The sequence below is a fragment of the Shewanella sp. KX20019 genome (assembly GCF_016757755.1).
GTDB lineage: Bacteria > Pseudomonadota > Gammaproteobacteria > Enterobacterales > Shewanellaceae > Shewanella.
In genome coordinates, this window is record NZ_CP068437.1 from 4,692,136 (window position 1) to 4,710,021 (window position 17,886).

Below are 17,886 nucleotides of genomic sequence, written 5' to 3' on the forward strand. Positions count from 1 at the left end.
ACAAAAAGAGCACTCGAGTTCATTAACCACAGATAATTCCGTCGCAATTGAAAAAAGTTATATTTCAAACTACTGTGCAACATGAGAAAGCAACACACAAACCTCGTAAATAAGCAGGCTCGTTGTTTAAAATCACAAACTATCTACCTTGAGTATAAACTTAAAATAAGCCATTTGCAGCAATGACTTAACAGTGATACCTTCGAGTATAATAACTTTGCTGCCAAGAACATTATCGGCGGCTGTTGAATTAAGCAATTAAATCCCATGAATACTTTACAGAAACTTGCTGACAAAAATAAAACTCATGACATGCACCGGAACAGTGAACACTTTCTGACTCTAGTCATGTTCTTGGTATTATTTCCATTTCTGTTTGGAATCGCCATTGATATAGGTGTAATTGAGTCTTCAGAAAACTTTAACCTCTGGCTGTATGGTGTTGGAGCTTTGTGTTTTGGCTTGCCCTTTGCTGCGATGGGCGATCTAATGATCTTTCATCGGTGGCTAAAATTAGTAGGGCTAATCATTGCTCAAATTTGGTTTGTATATTTCTGGGCATTTAAAATGCAATCATGGGTAGCTTTTGCACCTCTAGTTGTTACCTTTCTGATAGTGAGAATTCAGGCATCAAAAATACGAGGGAAAGCTGAAGCCGAAGAAAATAACACTTAACAAGCCACTAATGTGCGGCTCACTAATTATTGGGGTCAGAGAGAATAATACTAACTGGACACGCTGGTGCTAGATAATTCCGCTTTTCAAACCAAGTGTAAATGTGGCAGCGTCTGCACATAAGGTCATTCATATTTGACCCATAGAGATATGGGGAATGTCATAATGATGTCGGGAACACCATCGACCATGTGATCACGACATTCGGACATCCTGTCCAGCACCACAGCAAGTCATTGGAACCACCAAAGTTAGAGTATCAAGCTTTGATTGGCCAAAGTAGTGAGGTTACGAAATAAACCATTTACGATAATTGCTTAGCGGTGCTAACGTTGGACAAAAAAAGTGCGCAGCCAACAACGTTATCGAGCTACTATTGAATAAGCTTTAGGGGGATTAAGTGCTCGCATCAGAGTTGACTAAAAAATTATTAGCTGAAGGTTGCACGCCAGAAAGCTTTGCTGTTTTGTCTCGACAAAGCGATGCTTATTGCTTGGATAGACTTGGAGGTGCGTGGGCTGTTTTTTATTCCGAAAGAGGAATAGATGCTAACCCTATCTATTGGTCAAGCTCGGAAATTGACGCTTGCAGATTCTTCTATGACTACATTCTAAATTTAGAGCATTGGCACTTGGTCGGCTTTTTTATACAAGAAACAAAAGCTCAAGAACTAGAACATAAACTGAAAAAGTTTGGAGTTGGTTCTATTCGAAATGATATACCCGCTTTCAATACCGCCAATGCTCCAAGATACCGTGTGTTCGTTGTCGGTAAAGATATATTTAAAGCCAAAGATCACCTTGGAACTCAGGTAATAAAGTGTACCTAACAATATTTTGAAGCTGAGCAGCTAACAGCTTACTTCGTTTTTATTCGCGAGATACTTTAGCCAAATATATAATGGCCCGCTGAAATGGGCGCTATGTAACCGAGACCGTTTTCACTCTAGGTAACAAAATGAAGCAGAATATCGTGCATATTGCACTTGTAGTCAAAGACTACGACGAAGCGATAGACTTCTATGTGAACAAGCTAAAGTTTGAGCTTATTGAAGATACTTATCAATCTGAGCAAGATAAACGCTGGGTTGTTGTCGCGCCACCAAACTCACATGGTGTAACTTTGCTACTTGCTAAGGCTTCTAAACCTGAACAGCACGATTTTATTGGCAATCAAGCCGGTGGGCGGGTTTTCATCTTCCTAAATACTGACGATTTTTGGCGTGACTATAAGCACATGAAGTCAATTGGTATCAACTTCATTCGAGAACCGAAAGAGCAGGATTACGGCACTGTAGCAGTCTTTGAGGATTTATATGGCAACCTTTGGGATTTACTGCAGCTAAATCCCGATCATCCCATGGCGAAAAGATAGCAATAGCTTTAAATCTAAGCCACTTTTCAAAATATAACTTAACCAACCTCAGATCATTAAACGGCGTACTGTTTAATGATCATCTCTACTGCGGTATCAACAACCTCTGCTGTTTTTGCATCATCAGGAAATGGGGCGTTTTGTATCAACTGTGGCCAGAAGCAGAACGCTTTAATGACCGCTAAAAACTGCGTTACTAACATCTCAGGGCTGTTCGCTTTTATCACTCCAGCCTCAATGGCTGATTCAAACCAGTTGGCCATGGGAGACTCTTGCTTACTGAGCTGCAGCATCGCTTCTTCTATCAATTCTGGTGAGTGAATAGCTTCGGCAATAATCACTTTTGAGGTCGCGATAAATCCTTCCGCTTTTAGTAAGGCAATTTCATGATTAGCAAGTAAAGTAAGCTGCGATTTAAGCGATGCATCCGCACTGTAAGGCACGCTTTCTAACGCGCACAGCATCGACATCATCTCTTGCATAATCGCGCCGAACAAGGCTTCTTTACTGGGGAAATGGTTGTACACCGTTCGCTTAGAAACATCAGCCCGCTTAGCAATATCATCCATGCTTGCTGTCTTAAAACCCTTAGCACGAAACTCTGTAATCGCAGCAGAGATCACCGCTGCACGTTTTATTTCTGAACGTGTAATCTTTTTATCCATTATTTTCAAAACCTTACTCAAGGAGCTCAACCATACACCACACCATTTTACACTCAGCAGTTTACTTTTCAAAATATTTTAGTAAACTACACCGTATAGTTTACTTTTAATAATCACTATGAAGCTAATTAAACTCATTTCAATATTGGTATTTATCGGAGGCATTATGCTGGCAACTTCAGCTTTAACATCATCCAACCATCCAGGCGACGTTAACGTCAGTGAGCAACGCGCGCACCACAAGGCAAAGGGTGGCTTTATCAATACTAGCCCAAGCTTTACTGACGATACTGCCATTCTGCCGCTGCTGAAGCGTTATATTACCGAGACCAGAGTCGACGCTACTCCTACGATGGAGATCCCAGTAATGACCGTCACCGCTGAGCTACTCAGAAACTTACCAAAGAACCAAGACACGGTGATCCGTTTAGGCCATTCGAGTATCTTTTTGCAAGTCGACGGCCAACGCTGGTTGATTGATCCGGTTTTTAGTAAGCGAGCTTCGCCTTTTAGCTTTGCAGGGCCGAAACGCTTCCACCAGCCACCTATTGCACTAACAGACTTACCGTCAATCGATGGGGTGATGATTAGCCATGATCACTATGACCATTTGGACAAAGCTTCAATCAAGCACCTAGCAAAAAGTGTGGCGTATTTCGTGGTACCGCTGGGAGTTGATAAGCACCTTACCGACTGGGGCGTTAAACCGAACCAGATCCACAGCCTCGACTGGTGGCAAGCACATAATAGTTCAGGGGTAACCATTACCGCGACACCGACTCAACATTTTTCTGGGCGCAGTTTATTTGATAAGAATGACACTCTATGGGCGTCATACGTGATTCAATCGACTAACAGTAGCCTCTATTTCAGCGGTGATTCAGGCTATTTTGATGGCTTTAAGCAGATTGGTGAGCGCTTTGGTCCATTTGATCTGACCATGGTTGAAACTGGGGCTTATGATAAAGACTGGGCAACTATCCATATGACGCCAGAGCAAAGTCTGCAAGCGCATATTGATCTGCAAGGGAAGAAGATGATGCCTATCCATAACGGTACCTTCGATCTGGCCTTTCACAGTTGGTACGACCCGCTCAATCAAATCACACAACTGGCCAGTGATGCTAATATCGAGATTGTCACGCCGAAGATGGGCGAGCTAATCGCAGTCAATGAGATCCATGAAACCAGCCAATGGTGGGCTGCGCTAGCCAATGAGCTTTAAGATTAAACTCACTAGAACAAAAAGGCCGTTCGCCATAAGTGTACGGCCTTTTCAAATCTGCATACTCACTGAGCAAATATTTACACTAAAACTTCATCTAACGCCTTAATACATAGCGCGACATTTTCACGACGAGCCGCATAGCCCATCAAACCAATACGCCATGCTTTGCCAGCTAAGATGCCGAGTCCAGCACCGATTTCAAGATTATAGTTTTCCAATAGCTGCTTACGTATTTTAGCGTCATCTATTCCTTCTGGAATATAAACAGTATTGAGCTGCGGTAAACGCACCTCTTCAGCAACCACAAACTTAAGCCCTAAACGCTGCAGGCCATGACGCAACACTTGATGCATGTCAGCGTGTCTCTGCCACGCTTGCTCTAACCCCTCAAGCGACAACAAACGCAATGACTCATGCAGCGCATAAAGTGCATTAACTGGCGCTGTATGGTGATAGCTGCGCTTGCCGCCACTTTCACCCGTCCAATAGCCCATCACTAACGTTTGATCGAGGAACCAACTCTGAACTTGAGTCTTGCGGTTTTTCATTTTCTCAACCGCTTTAGGAGAGAAAGACACAGGAGACAAACCTGGCACACAAGATAGACATTTCTGGCTACCTGAATAGATGGCATCTATGCCCCACTCATCGACTCTAAGCTCAACACCACCTAGTGATGTCACCGCATCGACAATCGATATACAATCATGTTGTTTAGCCAATGCACACAAGGCTTGAGCATCTGATAAAGCACCGGTTGAGGTTTCTGCATGCACAAAGGCCAAAAACTTAGCGTCTGGATTGGCCGTCAATGCACTGGCAACATCATCAACAGAGACGGCTTCGCCCCACTCGTTATCAACCACCACCGCAACGCCACCGCAACGCTCGACATTTTGGCGCATACGCTCACCGAAAACACCGTTACGGCAGACAATCACTTTTTCGCCGGGCTCAACCAGATTAACAAAACAGGTTTCCATACCCGCGCTGCCTGGAGCAGACACTGCTAGCGTCATCTCATTCTTGGTTTGAAAGGCGTATTGGATCAGCGCTTTTAGCTCATCCATCATGCCGACAAATACAGGGTCTAGATGGCCAATCGTCGGTTTAGCTTGAGCAGCTAACACTTCTGGATAAACATCAGAGGGCCCCGGCCCCATCAGCACTCTGCGCGGTGGATTAAACGGTTCGATATAGGGTGCTATTAACATTACATTTCCTTAGAAACTAAATACTTTGCTGTGGTTAAGATTGAACTGCCTTTATACCCATCCTACCTGAAGATGCAGGATTCAGTGGGATGGGAATATGATTTTTCCGAAACAAAAAGCCTGTTAGTGACTGCAGTTTCAGGTTCACTATTATTTTTATTTTCTTTAAGAACAATATTACAAAACGGAACTTAACTCCATAAATCTGCGAGAGTTTCATAAAAAAAGGACGCTTTCGCGTCCTCCTCTCTAAAACAGCCCAAAAATGCTGAATACTGTAGTTTCAGCTCCTAAGCACGATTATCGAGGAAGAGTCGATAAGCAGGACTGTTAGTTTCCTCTTGATAGATGAAACCCAGCTCAGTCAAAAACTGCTGAAAGGCAAGATTGTCACTCTCTGGTACTTCAAAACCCGCTAACACTCTGCCATAGGCCGCGCCATGGTTACGGTAGTGAAATAAGCTGATGTTCCACTTACTTTGCAATGTAGTCAAAAACTTAAACAGTGCACCAGGGTGCTCGGGGAATTCAAAGCTAAATAAACGTTCCTCTAATGGCTCTGGTGGATGACCACCTACCATATAGCGCACATGCAACTTAGCCGTTTCATCCTGAGAAAGATCTTGTACTCCAAAACCTTCAGCTTCAAGGTTGGCAACGATCTCGTCCAATTCACTTTGGCCTTCGGATATGCGAATACCTGCAAACACCACTGCTTTATCGCGACTGCTAAAGCGATAGTTAAACTCGGTCATTGCTCGCTTACCTAGTAGCTCACAAAAACGCAGGAAGATCCCTGGACGCTCTGGCACTTTTACCGCCAGAATCGCTTCTTTTTGCTCACCCAGTTCACAGCGCTCAGACACATAACGCAAACCATGAAAGTTAACATTAGCACCGCTTAAAATGGCGCCGAGCTTTTCGCCAGTACCATTATTGCCAACATATTTTTTCAGCCCAGCTAACGACAGTGCGCCAGAAGGCTCCGCTATCGCGCGGGTATCTTCAAAAATATCTTTTACCGCGGCGCAAATTTCATCGGAGCTCACAGTGATAACGTCGTCCACGTATTCACGCGCCACTCTAAAGGGCTCGGCGCCAATTTGCTTAACCGCTACGCCATCGGCGAACAAGCCCACTTGCGGCAATACTACCCGCTCGCCCGCATCCAGTGCCGCCTTTAGGCAGGCTGAATCTTCAGGCTCAACGCCAATGATCTTCACTTGTGGCATCACCGCTTTGTAATAAGCCGCAATCCCCGCAATTAGTCCACCGCCGCCCACAGGCACGAAGACCACTTCAAGATCACGCTGCTGCTGCACCATCTCTTGTGCCACTGTGCCTTGCCCGGCAATAACCGCTTCATCATCGAACGGTGCGATATACACCCGGCCTTCGCTTTTCGCCAAGCTTTGCGCATGGGCACTGGCTTGATCAAATGCCTGACCATGCAACACCACTTCACCGCCTAAACGCTTTACCGCATCCACTTTGATATCGGGTGTGGTTTCAGGCATCACGATGACGGCACTAATACCGCGCGCCGCAGCAGACATCGCCACGCCTTGGGCATGATTACCTGCCGACGCACATACCACGCCACACTCGCCCTCTGCTTTTGTCAGCTGGGAGATCCTGTTATAGGCACCACGCAACTTAAAAGAGTGCACAGGCTGCATATCTTCGCGTTTAAGAAATACTTGGCAACCTAAGCGTGCGGAGAGCTTATTTAGGCTAGAAAGCGGCGTCACTTTGGCGACATCATAAACAGAAGACAGTAATATCTTCTGCAAATAATATTGCGCTAAGTCCAACTTTGATTGTGATGCTAAAGCCAACATAAACTACCTCTTAAGCCCGTTAAATCAATTAAACCAGTTTACTGGTATCGCGCACTGCACCCTTGTCGGCACTGGTCGCTAATAATGCATACGCTTTTAGCGCCATCGACACCTGTCTAACACGTCCAAGTGGCTTCCACGCATCAACCCCTAGAGCGTCCATAGCAGTGCGGCGCGCCGCTAGTTCAACATCGCTAATAGCTAATTTTATTGAGCGCGCTGGAATATCAATCTCAATGGTGTCACCTGTTTGCACTAAGCCAATAACGCCACCCGCCGCCGCTTCTGGCGATACATGGCCAATTGACAAACCAGAGGTTCCACCCGAGAAACGACCATCGGTGATAAGGGCACACTTAGCGCCCAAGCCACGAGACTTAAGGTAGCTGGTTGGATACAGCATCTCTTGCATTCCAGGACCACCTTTAGGGCCTTCATAGCGAATAACCACCACATCACCAGCAACTACCTCGCCGCCTAAGATCGCGGCAACCGCATCATCTTGACTCTCATACACGCGTGCACTCCCGATAAAGGTGTGGTTTTCCACTTCAACGCCAGCGGTTTTTACGATACAGCCATCGACGGCAACGTTACCGGATAAAACCGCCAATCCACCCTCTTGGCTAAAGGCAAATTCGCGGGTACGGATACAACCCTCTTCGCGGTCAATATCAACACTGTCCCAGCGGCAACTTTGGCTAAAGGCTTTAGTGGTAGGGATCCCTGCTGGCCCTGCTGAGAAAAACTTATGTACCGCAGCATCTTTGCTTTGCGCAATATCGTATTTAGCCAGTACTTCAGCAAGATTTTTGCCTGCCACATGGTAAGCAACGTTATGCAACAGGCCCGCTCGGTCGAGCTCACCCAAAATGCCCATCACGCCACCAGCACGATGCACATCTTCCATATGGTATTTAGGTGTCGATGGTGCAACCTTACACAAGTGCGGTACTAAGCGAGACAAGCGGTCAATATCGGCCATGGTGAAGTCAACTTCCGCTTCGCGGGCAGCAGCCACTAAATGCAATACCGTGTTGCTCGAACCACCCATAGCGATATCTAAGGTCATGGCATTTTCAAAGGCATTAAAGTTCGCAATATTGCGTGGTAATGCTGACTCATCGTCATCACGATAATAACGCGTCGCAAGATCCATAATGCGGCGACCCGCTTCTAGAAACAGTTCGCGGCGATCAGAGTGAGTCGCCAACATTGAACCATTGCCCGGCAGCGACAAACCAAGCGCTTCAGTTAAGCAATTCATTGAGTTGGCAGTAAACATGCCTGAACATGAACCACAGGTTGGGCAGGCGCTGCGCTCAATTTGTTCGCTGTCTGCATCGGATACACGATCGTCCGCGCCAGCAACCATGGCATCAACTAAATCGAGCTTAATGATTTTGTCGGATAACTTAGTCTTACCCGCTTCCATCGGGCCACCAGAGACGAAGATCACTGGGATATTCAGTCTTAGCGCCGCCATTAGCATGCCTGGAGTGATCTTGTCGCAGTTAGAGATACACACTAACGCGTCGGCGCAGTGAGCATTTACCATATACTCAACACTGTCGGCAATAAGCTCCCGTGATGGCAAGCTGTAAAGCATGCCGCCATGACCCATTGCAATACCGTCATCAACCGCAATAGTGTTGAACTCTTTGGCTATACCGCCTGCCTCTTCAATCGCACCAGCAACTAAAGACCCCATATCTTTGAGGTGGACGTGGCCAGGCACAAACTGGGTGAATGAGTTGGAAATGGCAATGATTGGCTTGCCAAAATCGCCCTCTTTTACGCCAGTCGCACGCCAAAGTGCACGTGCTCCCGCCATGTTACGACCTTCGGTACTGGTTGCTGAACGTAATTTCGGCATTGCTTTATCCTTTTTTAGAGAAGGCTTTAGGCTCGAGTATTAGAGGTTCTAAAATACCTAACCTGACCTTCTACTTTAACTCTTTAACCTAAGGCTGTTGCCTCAGATTTTAATATTTTTTCTTAGCTTTATTCTTTCCCGGCTTTCACCGTCTTAGGCTATTTCGGATTTTCCGTCAGTGAGCTAGCGAACATTCCGTAATCCGTCAGCATAGCGTCCGTCTCAGCCTGTTTCAGCTCTCACCGTCTTAGCTTGTTTCAGCTTGCCCGTAAGTCGCTATTTATACCTACAAGCCATATCAAACCCTTGATTGACGGGCTAAAGCCCGACCTACAAAAACTTTATTCTTCTCCGGCTTTCACTATTTCGGCTCTCACCATCTCAGCCTATTTCGGCTATCACCATCTCAGCTTTATCCGGCTTTCAACGGCTCTAACCAGCCCCATTTATCTTCTGTTTCGCCATTAAAAAGACCAAAGAAGCTCTTTTGCACTATCTTGGTTATTTCACCGCGCTTGCCACTACCCACTTCGATGCGATCAATGCTGCGTACGGGAACGATTTCTGCCGCGGTGCCAGTCATAAAGATTTCATCAGCCAAGTAGAGGAATTCACGCGACATGTTCTCCTCTACCACTTGGTAACCTTTCTCGCGGGCTAAGGTGATAATGGTATCGCGGGTCAATCCCATCAGAATAGCGGCAGTCGCTGGTGGTGTGTAGATCTTATTCTTCTTCACTACAAATATGTTGGCGCCAGCCGCTTCGCTGACTAAACCATTGGTGTCGAGCGCAATACCTTCATCATAACCGTTACGTTTGGCTTCGGTTGAAACCTGCAGTGATGACAAGTAGTTACCGCCCGCTTTAGCGCCCGTTGGAATGGTATTTGGTGCTAAACGATTCCATGAAGTGACTGCCACATCAACACCGGCATCCATACTGTCTTCACCCAAATAAGCACCCCATGGAAAGCCCGCGACCAATACATCACATTGAGCATCTTTCGGCGGTGTAATGCCCATGCCGACATCGCCATAAAAAGCTAACGGGCGGATATAGGCGCTCGATAAACCATTGCCCAAAACCGCATCACGACAGGCTTGCATCAGCTCATCGAAGCTATAGGGGATCGGCATGCGATAGATTTTCGCTGAATCAAACAAACGCTGCACATGCTCGGTCAATCTAAAGCCTGCCGGTCCTGCGGGTGTATCGTAAACACGAATGCCCTCAAATACTGATGTACCGTAATGCAAAGCATGCGACATGACATGTACCTTAGCGTCACCCCAAGGCATCATTTCACCATTGAACCATATTAACTCAGCTGTTTTAGCGGCCATATCTTTATCCTTTTGCAGATGCGGTAGTCTTGTTTATTTGACCCGCCAACACTTGGCAGTCCAGTACATCAATTAACTTGTTTATTTGATTAGTAAGCAAAGCAATCGCTCTATCGCTTTGAACCGACATATCGATACTGCTGGTGTTATTGTCGTTGAGCTGCATCTCTAAGCTAGTGACTTTAAAACCACGATGACGGACGACGCGCAGCACTCGCTCCAATACTTCAGGTTGCTGTTGCACGCTAATTGCTACTGAGTAATCGATCATGTTTGCTTCTCCATCTCATCCATCATGTCTTGGTTTGACGCACCCGGCGGTACTAAAGGCCATACATTGTGAGCATCGTCTATCGACACATGCAGCAGGAACGGCCCTTCACTATTTAGCATCTCATCTAAGCCCTCCTCTACCTCACTGGCCAAGGTTATGTTGCGCCCAGGAATATCAAAGGCGGATGCCATTTTGACAAAGTCAGGGTTGTCCGACAGATCGGTTTCGCTATAACGCTCTTCAAAGAATAGTTGTTGCCACTGCTTAACCATGCCCAATTTTTGATTATCCACCAGCAGGATTTTAACCGGCAAACGTCTGCGTTTAATGGTTGTCAGCTCCTGTACGTTCATCATGAATGAACCATCACCAGAAACCGCCACCACAGTGGCACTTGGACGTGCGACTTTTGCACCAATCGCCGCAGGTAAGCCAAAACCCATGGTGCCAAGACCAGCGCTTGAAAGATGATCTTCAGGACGACGAAAATACATATGCTGTGCCACCCACATTTGGTGCTGGCCTACATCGCAAGAAACCACACTATCTTCAGGCAGTTTTTGCGCTAAACGATTCAGCATAGCGGGGGCATAGATCAGTTCACCGGGGCGATCGTAACGCCATGGGTGCTGCGCCTTTAACTGTTGAATTTCCAACTGCCACGCCTCTATCTGCATGCTCTGGCTCAATGCCGGTAATATCTGTCGTAAGTCACCCGCAATGGCGACCTCCGGCATTCTGAGTTTACCCAGTTCTGCGGCATCGATATCAAGATGCAACACCTTGGCATTCTCCGCAAACGAGGCTAAACGGCCGGTTACGCGGTCATCAAAGCGCGCGCCGACGACAATCAATAGATCGCACTGCTGCACCGCTAGATTGGCCGCTTTCGAGCCATGCATACCGAGCATGCCTAAATAACCTGCAGTATCGATACTAACGGCGCCTAGCCCTTTCAATGTTGCAACAGAGGGGATGCCAGTTGCCGCAATAAACTGTCTTAATGGCTCAACCGCACTGGCCATACCGACGCCGCCACCGACATATAACATTGGCTGCTTAGCGTTAGCCAGCAATGCATTTGCAGCATCGATTTGGGCTTGAGTATGCTCCGGCTCTGGCATGACCGCTTGTAACGGCGTTTTGTAATCCACTAGCGCTATTTGAATATCTTTAGGGATATCGACTAACACAGGGCCTGGACGCCCAGATGCTGCAATTTCGAATGCTTGATATAGCGTCGGCACTAACTCTTCAACGCTGGTGACCATAAAGCTGTGCTTGGTGCACGACAGGGACATGCCCAGAACATCAATCTCTTGGAATGCGTCGGTACCGATAACGGCTGTGGACACCTGACCGGTAATCGCAACCACAGGGACAGAGTCCAGCAGCGCATCAGCAAGCGAGGTAATTAGGTTGGTGGCCCCTGGACCTGAAGTCGCAAAGCATACACCGGTTTTTCCACTCGCTCTTGCATAGCCTACGGCCGCGAATGCAGCGCCCTGCTCATGACGACTCAGTAGGTGCTCTACAGGGCTACCATACAAGGCGTCGTAGATGGGCATGATTGCACCGCCTGGATAACCAAACACCGTCGTTACACCGTGTGCGGCGATGGCTTTTATTACTGCGTCGGCGCCCCGTATCATCTGCCCTGATCCCATCTGCACTTGCTCCACTACTCAATTTATCGATAACTTGGTTACTGCTTAATGGCGATACTCAATAATTTGAGTAGCCCTTTAAACGAAAAAACCCCCGTTCCTTTCGGAGCGGGGGTTGTTTGCAATCTTAAACCTAATTAGGTGTGTCGATTTAGCATACGCGGCCCCCGCTGTGATTTAATAATCACGACGGTAATAATCACAATAATAATTTGGGCAGCTTGGTTAAACATACGCGACTCGTATTCCTAAATTTGGGTCTTTGCTTAAATTCGGTATCGGTCTTTTTAAAAGACCACTATTAAGATTTACCACAAAGCGAATAAAAAACACAATGAAAACTTTTGCATTATTAGTAACACTCAAGCTCTAGCCGCTAATCTCGGCTAAATAACTAGGTGTAATAACAACTGACTGCCGTCTCTCTTTATTGTCACTAAGGTGTTATACCAATCAATATAAAGATGTGAGCGCTCAGCGAGAATTTAGCGATTCAGAGGTAAGGCAACGAGTGAAGAACATAGTCGTTCTACGTTTCAGCTCGTTAACACAGCATCTGAAGCGCTAAAACTCGCCTAGAAGGAGTGTTTTTGGCTGCCCACTTCGCTGTTGAATGAATTCAAAAGGGAACAACCATTCATCATCCATTCGCCTTGAAATAGATTGCCAAAACACACTCTGAGTAGCTCACCTTCTTATACTGATTGGTATCGTTCGTTAATGTTTTACTGAAAATACTTAACTGATAAAACAGCTACTCTACTCGGTGCTAGTTCAGCCTTGCCTGCGACACAATTGCGTCACAGGCTTAGCCACAAATAATGTTAGCCTTCTTCAACGATACGTTGCATTTCGGTCATGTAACCGCGCAGCTCTGCGCCAATAGACTCAACGGCTGTGCCACGGATCTCATCATTAACTTCGATAAGACGCACGTTATCCACGCCGTTACCGCTATCCTTTAGGCCGCCGCCTAAGAACTCTGCCGACATGTTTTCAACATAATCACGTAGCATTGGCACTGCCGCGTGGTTGAATAGGTAGCAACCATATTCAGCAGTATCAGAGATAACCACATTCATCTCGTAAAGGCGCTTACGGGCAATCGTGTTGGCAATCAATGGTGTTTCATGCAGTGATTCATAGTAAGCCGACTCTTCAACAATACCTGCTGCAACCATGGTATCGAACGCAAGCTCAACGCCCGCTTTGATCATAGCAACCAGGAAAATACCTTTATCGAAGTACGCCTGCTCGTCAATTTGCTCATCACACTGAGGTGCATTTTCAAAGGCTGTTTCATTCGTTTCACTACGCCATTTAAGCAGGTTAGCATCGTCGTTAGCCCAGTCAGCCATCATGGTTTTAGAGAACTCGCCACCGATGATATCGTCCATGTGCTTTTCGAAGAGTGGCTTAAGGATCTCTTTCAACTCCTCAGCCATTTCAAACGCTTTAATCTTAGCGGGGTTAGATAGTCTATCCATCATATGGGTAATACCACCGTGCTTAAGCGCCTCGGTAGTGGTTTCCCAACCTTGCTGAATTAACTTAGCGGCGTAGCCTGGCTCAACGCCATCGGCAACCATCTTCTCGTAACCTAAAATCGCGCCAGTTTGTAGCATGCCACAAAGAATTGTTTGCTCACCCATCAGGTCAGACTTAACTTCAGCGATGAAAGATGAGTGCAATACGCCGGCTCTGTCGCCGCCAGTTGCGCTTGCATACGCCTTAGCGATAGCAAAACCTTCACCCTTTGGATCATTCTCAGGGTGGACTGCAATCAGTGTAGGCACACCGAAACCACGCTTGTACTCTTCACGAACTTCGGTACCAGGGCATTTAGGAGCAACCATGATGACGGTGATATCAGGGCGAACCTGCATGCCCTCTTCAACAATGTTAAAGCCGTGCGAATAAGACAGTGTCGCACCTTGCTTCATTAACGGCATGATGGTGGTCACGGCGTTAGTGTGTTGCTTGTCTGGCGTTAGGTTTAACACCAAGTCTGCATCAGGAATTAACTCTTCAATGGTACCGACACGGAAACCGTTGCCAGTGGCTTTCTGATATGATTCACGCTTCTCGGTGATCGCTTGTGCACGCAGTGCAAAAGAGATGTTTAGTCCAGAATCTCGCATGTTCAAACCTTGGTTCAAACCTTGTGCACCACAACCTAGAATGACTATATTCCATCCTTTGATGTGGCTGCAGCCTTCGCTAAACTCGCTGCGATCCATAAAGCGGCATTGAGCCAGCTGTTCTAATTGTTGACGCAAGTTCAGAGAGTTAAAATAGTTAGCCATCTGATATACCACCTTGATTCTGGATATTTAAACGGGCTTGCTCAGTACCGAGCTAAGCTGTGATTGAGATCACTATAGCGCAAGCTTTTGATTGCTTAAAATGATATATTCGGAACATGACATTGCGATTTGTGCAACATGGAGAAATAACTGCCACCTAGCATTTGCTCAGCTCAAATGCCATTTCTCGAGGATGAAAATTTTGGATATTCGTACCATCAAACTCTACTTGCACCTGTCAGATAGTTTGCACTTTGCTCGCACTGCGCAGGCGATGCATGTTAGTCCATCGACACTCAGTCGCGCCATGCAGAGATTAGAAATGGAGGTAGGAGCGCAGCTGTTTCAGCGTGATAATCGTAGCGTAACCTTAACCAGTGCAGGGGTGGAATATCGTCATTTTGCTGAGCTAACCCTCGATCACTGGAGCAAACTCAAAACTAAGATAGACCCTAAGCAAGATCTATTAAGGGGTCGACTTAACCTCTACTGCTCGGTTACGGCGGCGTACAGTCATCTGCCCGGCTTACTTGACCACTTTAGACGCGAACACCCATTAGTCGAAATAGCCTTAACCACGGGTGATGCCGCTAATGCTGTCAACGAAATTCGCAATAATCGCGCCGATATTGCCATTGCCGCACTGCCGGATCCTTTTCCTGACAACCTGCATTTTGCCAAGATAGATGACGTGCCACTGTCGATCATCGCGCCGACCTTTCGTTGCCAAGTGCAAGAATTGCTGACCGAATCCTACATCCCCTGGGATCGATTACCGTTTATCGTGCCTGAGCATGGGCCGGGGCGTAAACGTATCGACAACTGGTTTAAAGCGCTCGGCTTAACGCCCAACATTTATGCGCAAGTCTCAGGCCAAGAAGCGATAACCTCGATGGTCGCCCTAGGATGTGGCGTCAGTATCACCCCCGAAGTGGTACTCAATAACAGCCCTGTGCGTGACCGAATTCAACTTTTGTCATCACCCATTGCTATCCCCCCTTTTGAGCTGGGCTGTTGCTGCCGCGAAAAGCGCATTAGCGAGCCGGTAATAAAAGCCTTTTTAGAGGCTATTTAAGCCACTTAACGACTGCTTTTACTAGCTGATTACTCAATCCTTAGATTCAATCTGACTAACACCATCGATCATTAGATTACGTAACCAGCGATGGCTTGGATCTAAATTGAAGTGTTTATGCCACACCAGCACGTAGGCACCAGGTTCAACATGCACCGGCACATCAAGGCAAACAAGGTCATGGCCGGGCAACATATGCATGACGTACTTTCGCGGCGCACATAAGATTAGATCGCTGTTCTCACACAGATCTAGCGCACTAGTAAAGTCAGTCATATTAACGGCAATATCACGCTCTCTATGCTCTAAACGCAATACGTCATCCAGCAGCCAGTGCTCCAAGCCACCAAATGCCACCTGTAGATGACGATATTTTAAAAAGGTATCGAGATCCCAAGGTTCATTGCGTAGCGGATGTCCGGATCTGACCAGACATACCGGATAGTCACGGATAAGTTCAGCGTAAGCCAGCTCATCCGGCAAGTTATTCATATGCAGTAAAGAGCGTTTATCCCACTCGCGGCAGATAATACCGAGATCAATTTCGCAGCGCAGTATCTTCTCCATACTGTCGTGCGACCACGTCTGACTATTAATACTCACTTGCGGCGCTTGCGTTAACAACTGAGGCACAAAGTGCGGAAATACTAGCGAATAAGCGGTTTCAACCAGGTGCATACGAAATCTGCGTTGGCTATCAGCTGGCTCGAAGCTATTGGGGCGGGTAAATTGCTCAAGCCTTTGCAGCACTTCACGCAGCTCCGGCGCTAATTGCAAGGCTCGTGGGGTGGCTTTTAGCCCATAAGCGGTACGCTCGAAAAGTTGATCATCGAAGGTGTCGCGTAACTTACTTAACTGCTTGCTGACCGCAGATTGACTCAGGTGCAGCCTCGATGCAGCAGCAGTAACACTTTGCTCCTCGAGCAGCACCTCTAACACTCGCAATAAATTAAAATCTAGCTGTTTCACCCGTTACCCTCCACACACCAAAACTGACTTGGCCTATGATAGTGTTTTTCAGGCAGAAGCGGTGCTGTTTTCGATCAAAAAAGCCATTAACAAATTACCCTTGCATTGACTCCATTCTGCATACCTATGCCAACAGTTCTGATTTGGATCATGAAAATTAGCGAATTTACAATAAAGACCGACTGATGCTAGCCTCGCTCAATTATGCATAATTTTGATTCTGAGTATTTAATGAAAATTGAAGTATTTAAAGCTGATTATTTAAACCAGCAGCAAACTAAAAACATTGGCTACTTATTGAATAGCTATGCCGAAGATCCTATGGGTGGCGGAGCACCTTTGTCAGCTTTTGTGAAAGACTATCTCGCCGCAAAATTACTGTAAAACAAGTCAACATTGCAATGTTTGCCCTCTATACCCATCCTACTTGAAGATGGGTATAGAGGGCTTTATTAATAGTGTTAATTAATCTTTCTGAGAATATTATGTCCATTGAAGTTTGGTTATCTTTTGTCATAGCCAGTGCAGTACTCACTCTTATTCCAGGACCTTGTGTTTTACTGGTGATCAGTCAGTCCTTAACCAAAGGGATACGCGCAGCTTTTATGTGCATATTGGGAGATGTCTTCGGCGGAGTAATGTTAATGGTACTTTCCTTAATCGGTGTTGGTGCTATCTTGGCAACCTCTGCAACCCTGTTTATGATTTTTAAATGGTTAGGCGTGATGTATATGGCTTACCTTGGTTATTGCCAAATAGCTGCAGCAAGGACAAGTTCCACAGATAACAATACCGATAAAGATCAAACCCTCAGCGTTGCTAGTATGAAAGCTGGCTTTATTGCTTCCTCTTTAAACCCCAAGGCAATCGCATTCTATATGGCATTCCTGCCGCAATTTATGACCCCTGAAGGCGATGAGGTTTTGCAGTTTGCTATATTAATCCTGACTTCCTCTGTTGTTGTCGCGGTTATTTTAGCGGGATACGCACTACTTGCTTCAAGCGCGAGTCAGTTTTTACAACGTAAGAAATCACAAAAGTACCTAGGCTATGTTGGTGGCAGCTGTTTAATTAGCGGTAGCGCCTATATGGCAACGGCAGTGAAATGAAAATTGAAATCATTAATAAAAGAAGATAAAGCGGTTTTCGATACGCTTATCGAGGGGCTTAAACAGCGCAATTAGACCCTATCTTTTCCAGCCCCGGTATTTTCGATGGCCTCAGGTATTTCTACACAGGGTTTGAAAAGCGCAATCATCTAGCACCAGAGTGTCTATTTATTAATGTTTACTCAGATCCAAATTGTTATGAGCAGCACACCACATGCATTACGGTTGGTAAAACAGCTTCCCCCCTGACAGCCACCTCCTATCCAGT

Annotated in this window: 16 protein-coding genes; 7 read left to right on the forward strand and 9 right to left on the reverse strand. The window is 46.3% G+C overall.

Translation table 11 applies throughout. From position 1 onward, the window contains the following. The first annotated feature begins 267 nt into the window (after positions 1-267). From JK628_RS20285 to JK628_RS20295, 3 genes are all read left to right on the forward strand, one after another. The gene (locus tag JK628_RS20285) at positions 268-675 is read left to right on the forward strand and encodes a hypothetical protein (RefSeq protein WP_202286719.1); all 408 of its coding nucleotides are present in this window, start codon (positions 268-270) and stop codon (positions 673-675) included. Positions 676-1,075: 400 nt separating this feature from the next. After that, entirely contained in the window at positions 1,076-1,504 is a 429-nt protein-coding gene (locus tag JK628_RS20290; RefSeq protein ID WP_202286720.1) for an SPOR domain-containing protein, read from the forward strand. 128 nt (positions 1,505-1,632) lie between these two features. After that, complete coding sequence (locus tag JK628_RS20295) at positions 1,633-2,049, forward strand: VOC family protein (RefSeq protein ID WP_202286721.1); 417 nt, start codon at positions 1,633-1,635, stop codon at positions 2,047-2,049. Between the two features lie 56 nt (positions 2,050-2,105). On the opposite strand, the gene JK628_RS20300 is transcribed toward JK628_RS20295, so the two are convergent. After that, positions 2,106-2,714, reverse strand: a complete 609-nt coding sequence (locus JK628_RS20300) for a TetR/AcrR family transcriptional regulator (RefSeq protein WP_237524076.1) — start codon at positions 2,712-2,714, stop codon at positions 2,106-2,108. Between the two features lie 166 nt (positions 2,715-2,880). Between JK628_RS20300 and JK628_RS20305 the strand changes: the two genes are divergently transcribed. Continuing rightward, complete coding sequence (locus JK628_RS20305) at positions 2,881-3,939, forward strand: MBL fold metallo-hydrolase (protein WP_237524077.1); 1,059 nt, start codon at positions 2,881-2,883, stop codon at positions 3,937-3,939. Positions 3,940-4,019: 80 nt separating this feature from the next. Here JK628_RS20305 and JK628_RS20310 read toward each other — a convergent pair whose 3' ends face one another. From JK628_RS20310 to ilvC, 7 genes are all read right to left on the reverse strand, one after another. After that, positions 4,020-5,156, reverse strand: a complete 1,137-nt coding sequence (locus JK628_RS20310) for a pyridoxal-phosphate-dependent aminotransferase family protein (protein WP_202286723.1) — start codon at positions 5,154-5,156, stop codon at positions 4,020-4,022. Between the two features lie 290 nt (positions 5,157-5,446). After that, complete coding sequence (gene ilvA / locus JK628_RS20315) at positions 5,447-6,997, reverse strand: threonine ammonia-lyase, biosynthetic (RefSeq protein ID WP_202286724.1); 1,551 nt, start codon at positions 6,995-6,997, stop codon at positions 5,447-5,449. Between the two features lie 28 nt (positions 6,998-7,025). After that, a complete protein-coding gene (gene ilvD, locus JK628_RS20320; protein ID WP_202286725.1) occupies positions 7,026-8,873 on the reverse strand; it encodes a dihydroxy-acid dehydratase in 1,848 nt (615 codons plus the stop codon). A gap of 412 nt (positions 8,874-9,285) precedes the next feature. Further along, a complete protein-coding gene (locus JK628_RS20325) occupies positions 9,286-10,218 on the reverse strand; it encodes a branched-chain amino acid transaminase (protein ID WP_202286726.1) in 933 nt (310 codons plus the stop codon). Between the two features lie 4 nt (positions 10,219-10,222). After that, positions 10,223-10,489 carry an acetolactate synthase 2 small subunit gene (gene ilvM / locus JK628_RS20330; protein WP_443019978.1) on the reverse strand — a complete coding sequence of 89 codons (267 nt, stop codon included), beginning with the start codon at positions 10,487-10,489 and terminating at the stop codon, positions 10,223-10,225. Further along, the gene (ilvG, locus tag JK628_RS20335) at positions 10,486-12,159 is read right to left on the reverse strand and encodes an acetolactate synthase 2 catalytic subunit (protein WP_202286727.1); all 1,674 of its coding nucleotides are present in this window, start codon (positions 12,157-12,159) and stop codon (positions 10,486-10,488) included. The genes ilvM and ilvG overlap by 4 nt, the downstream gene beginning before the upstream one ends. Positions 12,160-12,983: 824 nt before the next feature. Continuing rightward, a complete protein-coding gene (ilvC, locus tag JK628_RS20340) occupies positions 12,984-14,465 on the reverse strand; it encodes a ketol-acid reductoisomerase (protein WP_202286728.1) in 1,482 nt (493 codons plus the stop codon). Positions 14,466-14,667: 202 nt separating this feature from the next. On the opposite strand from ilvC, the gene ilvY reads away from it, so the two are divergent. Beyond that, entirely contained in the window at positions 14,668-15,540 is an 873-nt protein-coding gene (gene ilvY, locus JK628_RS20345; RefSeq protein WP_202286729.1) for an HTH-type transcriptional activator IlvY, read from the forward strand. A gap of 33 nt (positions 15,541-15,573) precedes the next feature. On the opposite strand, the gene JK628_RS20350 is transcribed toward ilvY, so the two are convergent. Next, positions 15,574-16,509, reverse strand: coding sequence for a LysR family transcriptional regulator (locus JK628_RS20350; RefSeq protein WP_202286730.1), 936 nt, complete (start codon positions 16,507-16,509; stop codon positions 15,574-15,576). A gap of 231 nt (positions 16,510-16,740) precedes the next feature. On the opposite strand from JK628_RS20350, the gene JK628_RS20355 reads away from it, so the two are divergent. Next, positions 16,741-16,893, forward strand: coding sequence for a hypothetical protein (locus tag JK628_RS20355; protein WP_202286731.1), 153 nt, complete (start codon positions 16,741-16,743; stop codon positions 16,891-16,893). Between the two features lie 101 nt (positions 16,894-16,994). Continuing rightward, positions 16,995-17,618 carry a LysE family translocator gene (locus JK628_RS20360; protein ID WP_202286732.1) on the forward strand — a complete coding sequence of 208 codons (624 nt, stop codon included), beginning with the start codon at positions 16,995-16,997 and terminating at the stop codon, positions 17,616-17,618. The last annotated feature ends 268 nt before the right edge of the window (positions 17,619-17,886 follow it).

Bases quoted from the DNA above. Each gene is read 5' to 3' on its own strand.
- JK628_RS20355 (WP_202286731.1), top strand. From the start codon at position 16,741: ATGAAAATTGAAGTATTTAAAGCTGATTATTTAAACCAGCAGCAAACT.
- JK628_RS20310 (WP_202286723.1), bottom strand. From the start codon at position 5,156: ATGTTAATAGCACCCTATATCGAACCGTTTAATCCACCGCGCAGAGTG.
- JK628_RS20305 (WP_237524077.1), top strand. From the start codon at position 2,881: ATGCTGGCAACTTCAGCTTTAACATCATCCAACCATCCAGGCGACGTT.
- JK628_RS20285 (WP_202286719.1), top strand. From the start codon at position 268: ATGAATACTTTACAGAAACTTGCTGACAAAAATAAAACTCATGACATG.
- JK628_RS20360 (WP_202286732.1), top strand. From the start codon at position 16,995: ATGTCCATTGAAGTTTGGTTATCTTTTGTCATAGCCAGTGCAGTACTC.
- JK628_RS20300 (WP_237524076.1), bottom strand. From the start codon at position 2,714: ATGGATAAAAAGATTACACGTTCAGAAATAAAACGTGCAGCGGTGATC.
- JK628_RS20325 (WP_202286726.1), bottom strand. From the start codon at position 10,218: ATGGCCGCTAAAACAGCTGAGTTAATATGGTTCAATGGTGAAATGATG.
- ilvD (WP_202286725.1), bottom strand. From the start codon at position 8,873: ATGCCGAAATTACGTTCAGCAACCAGTACCGAAGGTCGTAACATGGCG.
- ilvG (WP_202286727.1), bottom strand. From the start codon at position 12,159: ATGGGATCAGGGCAGATGATACGGGGCGCCGACGCAGTAATAAAAGCC.
- ilvA (WP_202286724.1), bottom strand. From the start codon at position 6,997: ATGTTGGCTTTAGCATCACAATCAAAGTTGGACTTAGCGCAATATTAT.
- ilvC (WP_202286728.1), bottom strand. From the start codon at position 14,465: ATGGCTAACTATTTTAACTCTCTGAACTTGCGTCAACAATTAGAACAG.
- JK628_RS20295 (WP_202286721.1), top strand. From the start codon at position 1,633: ATGAAGCAGAATATCGTGCATATTGCACTTGTAGTCAAAGACTACGAC.
- ilvM (WP_443019978.1), bottom strand. From the start codon at position 10,489: ATGATCGATTACTCAGTAGCAATTAGCGTGCAACAGCAACCTGAAGTA.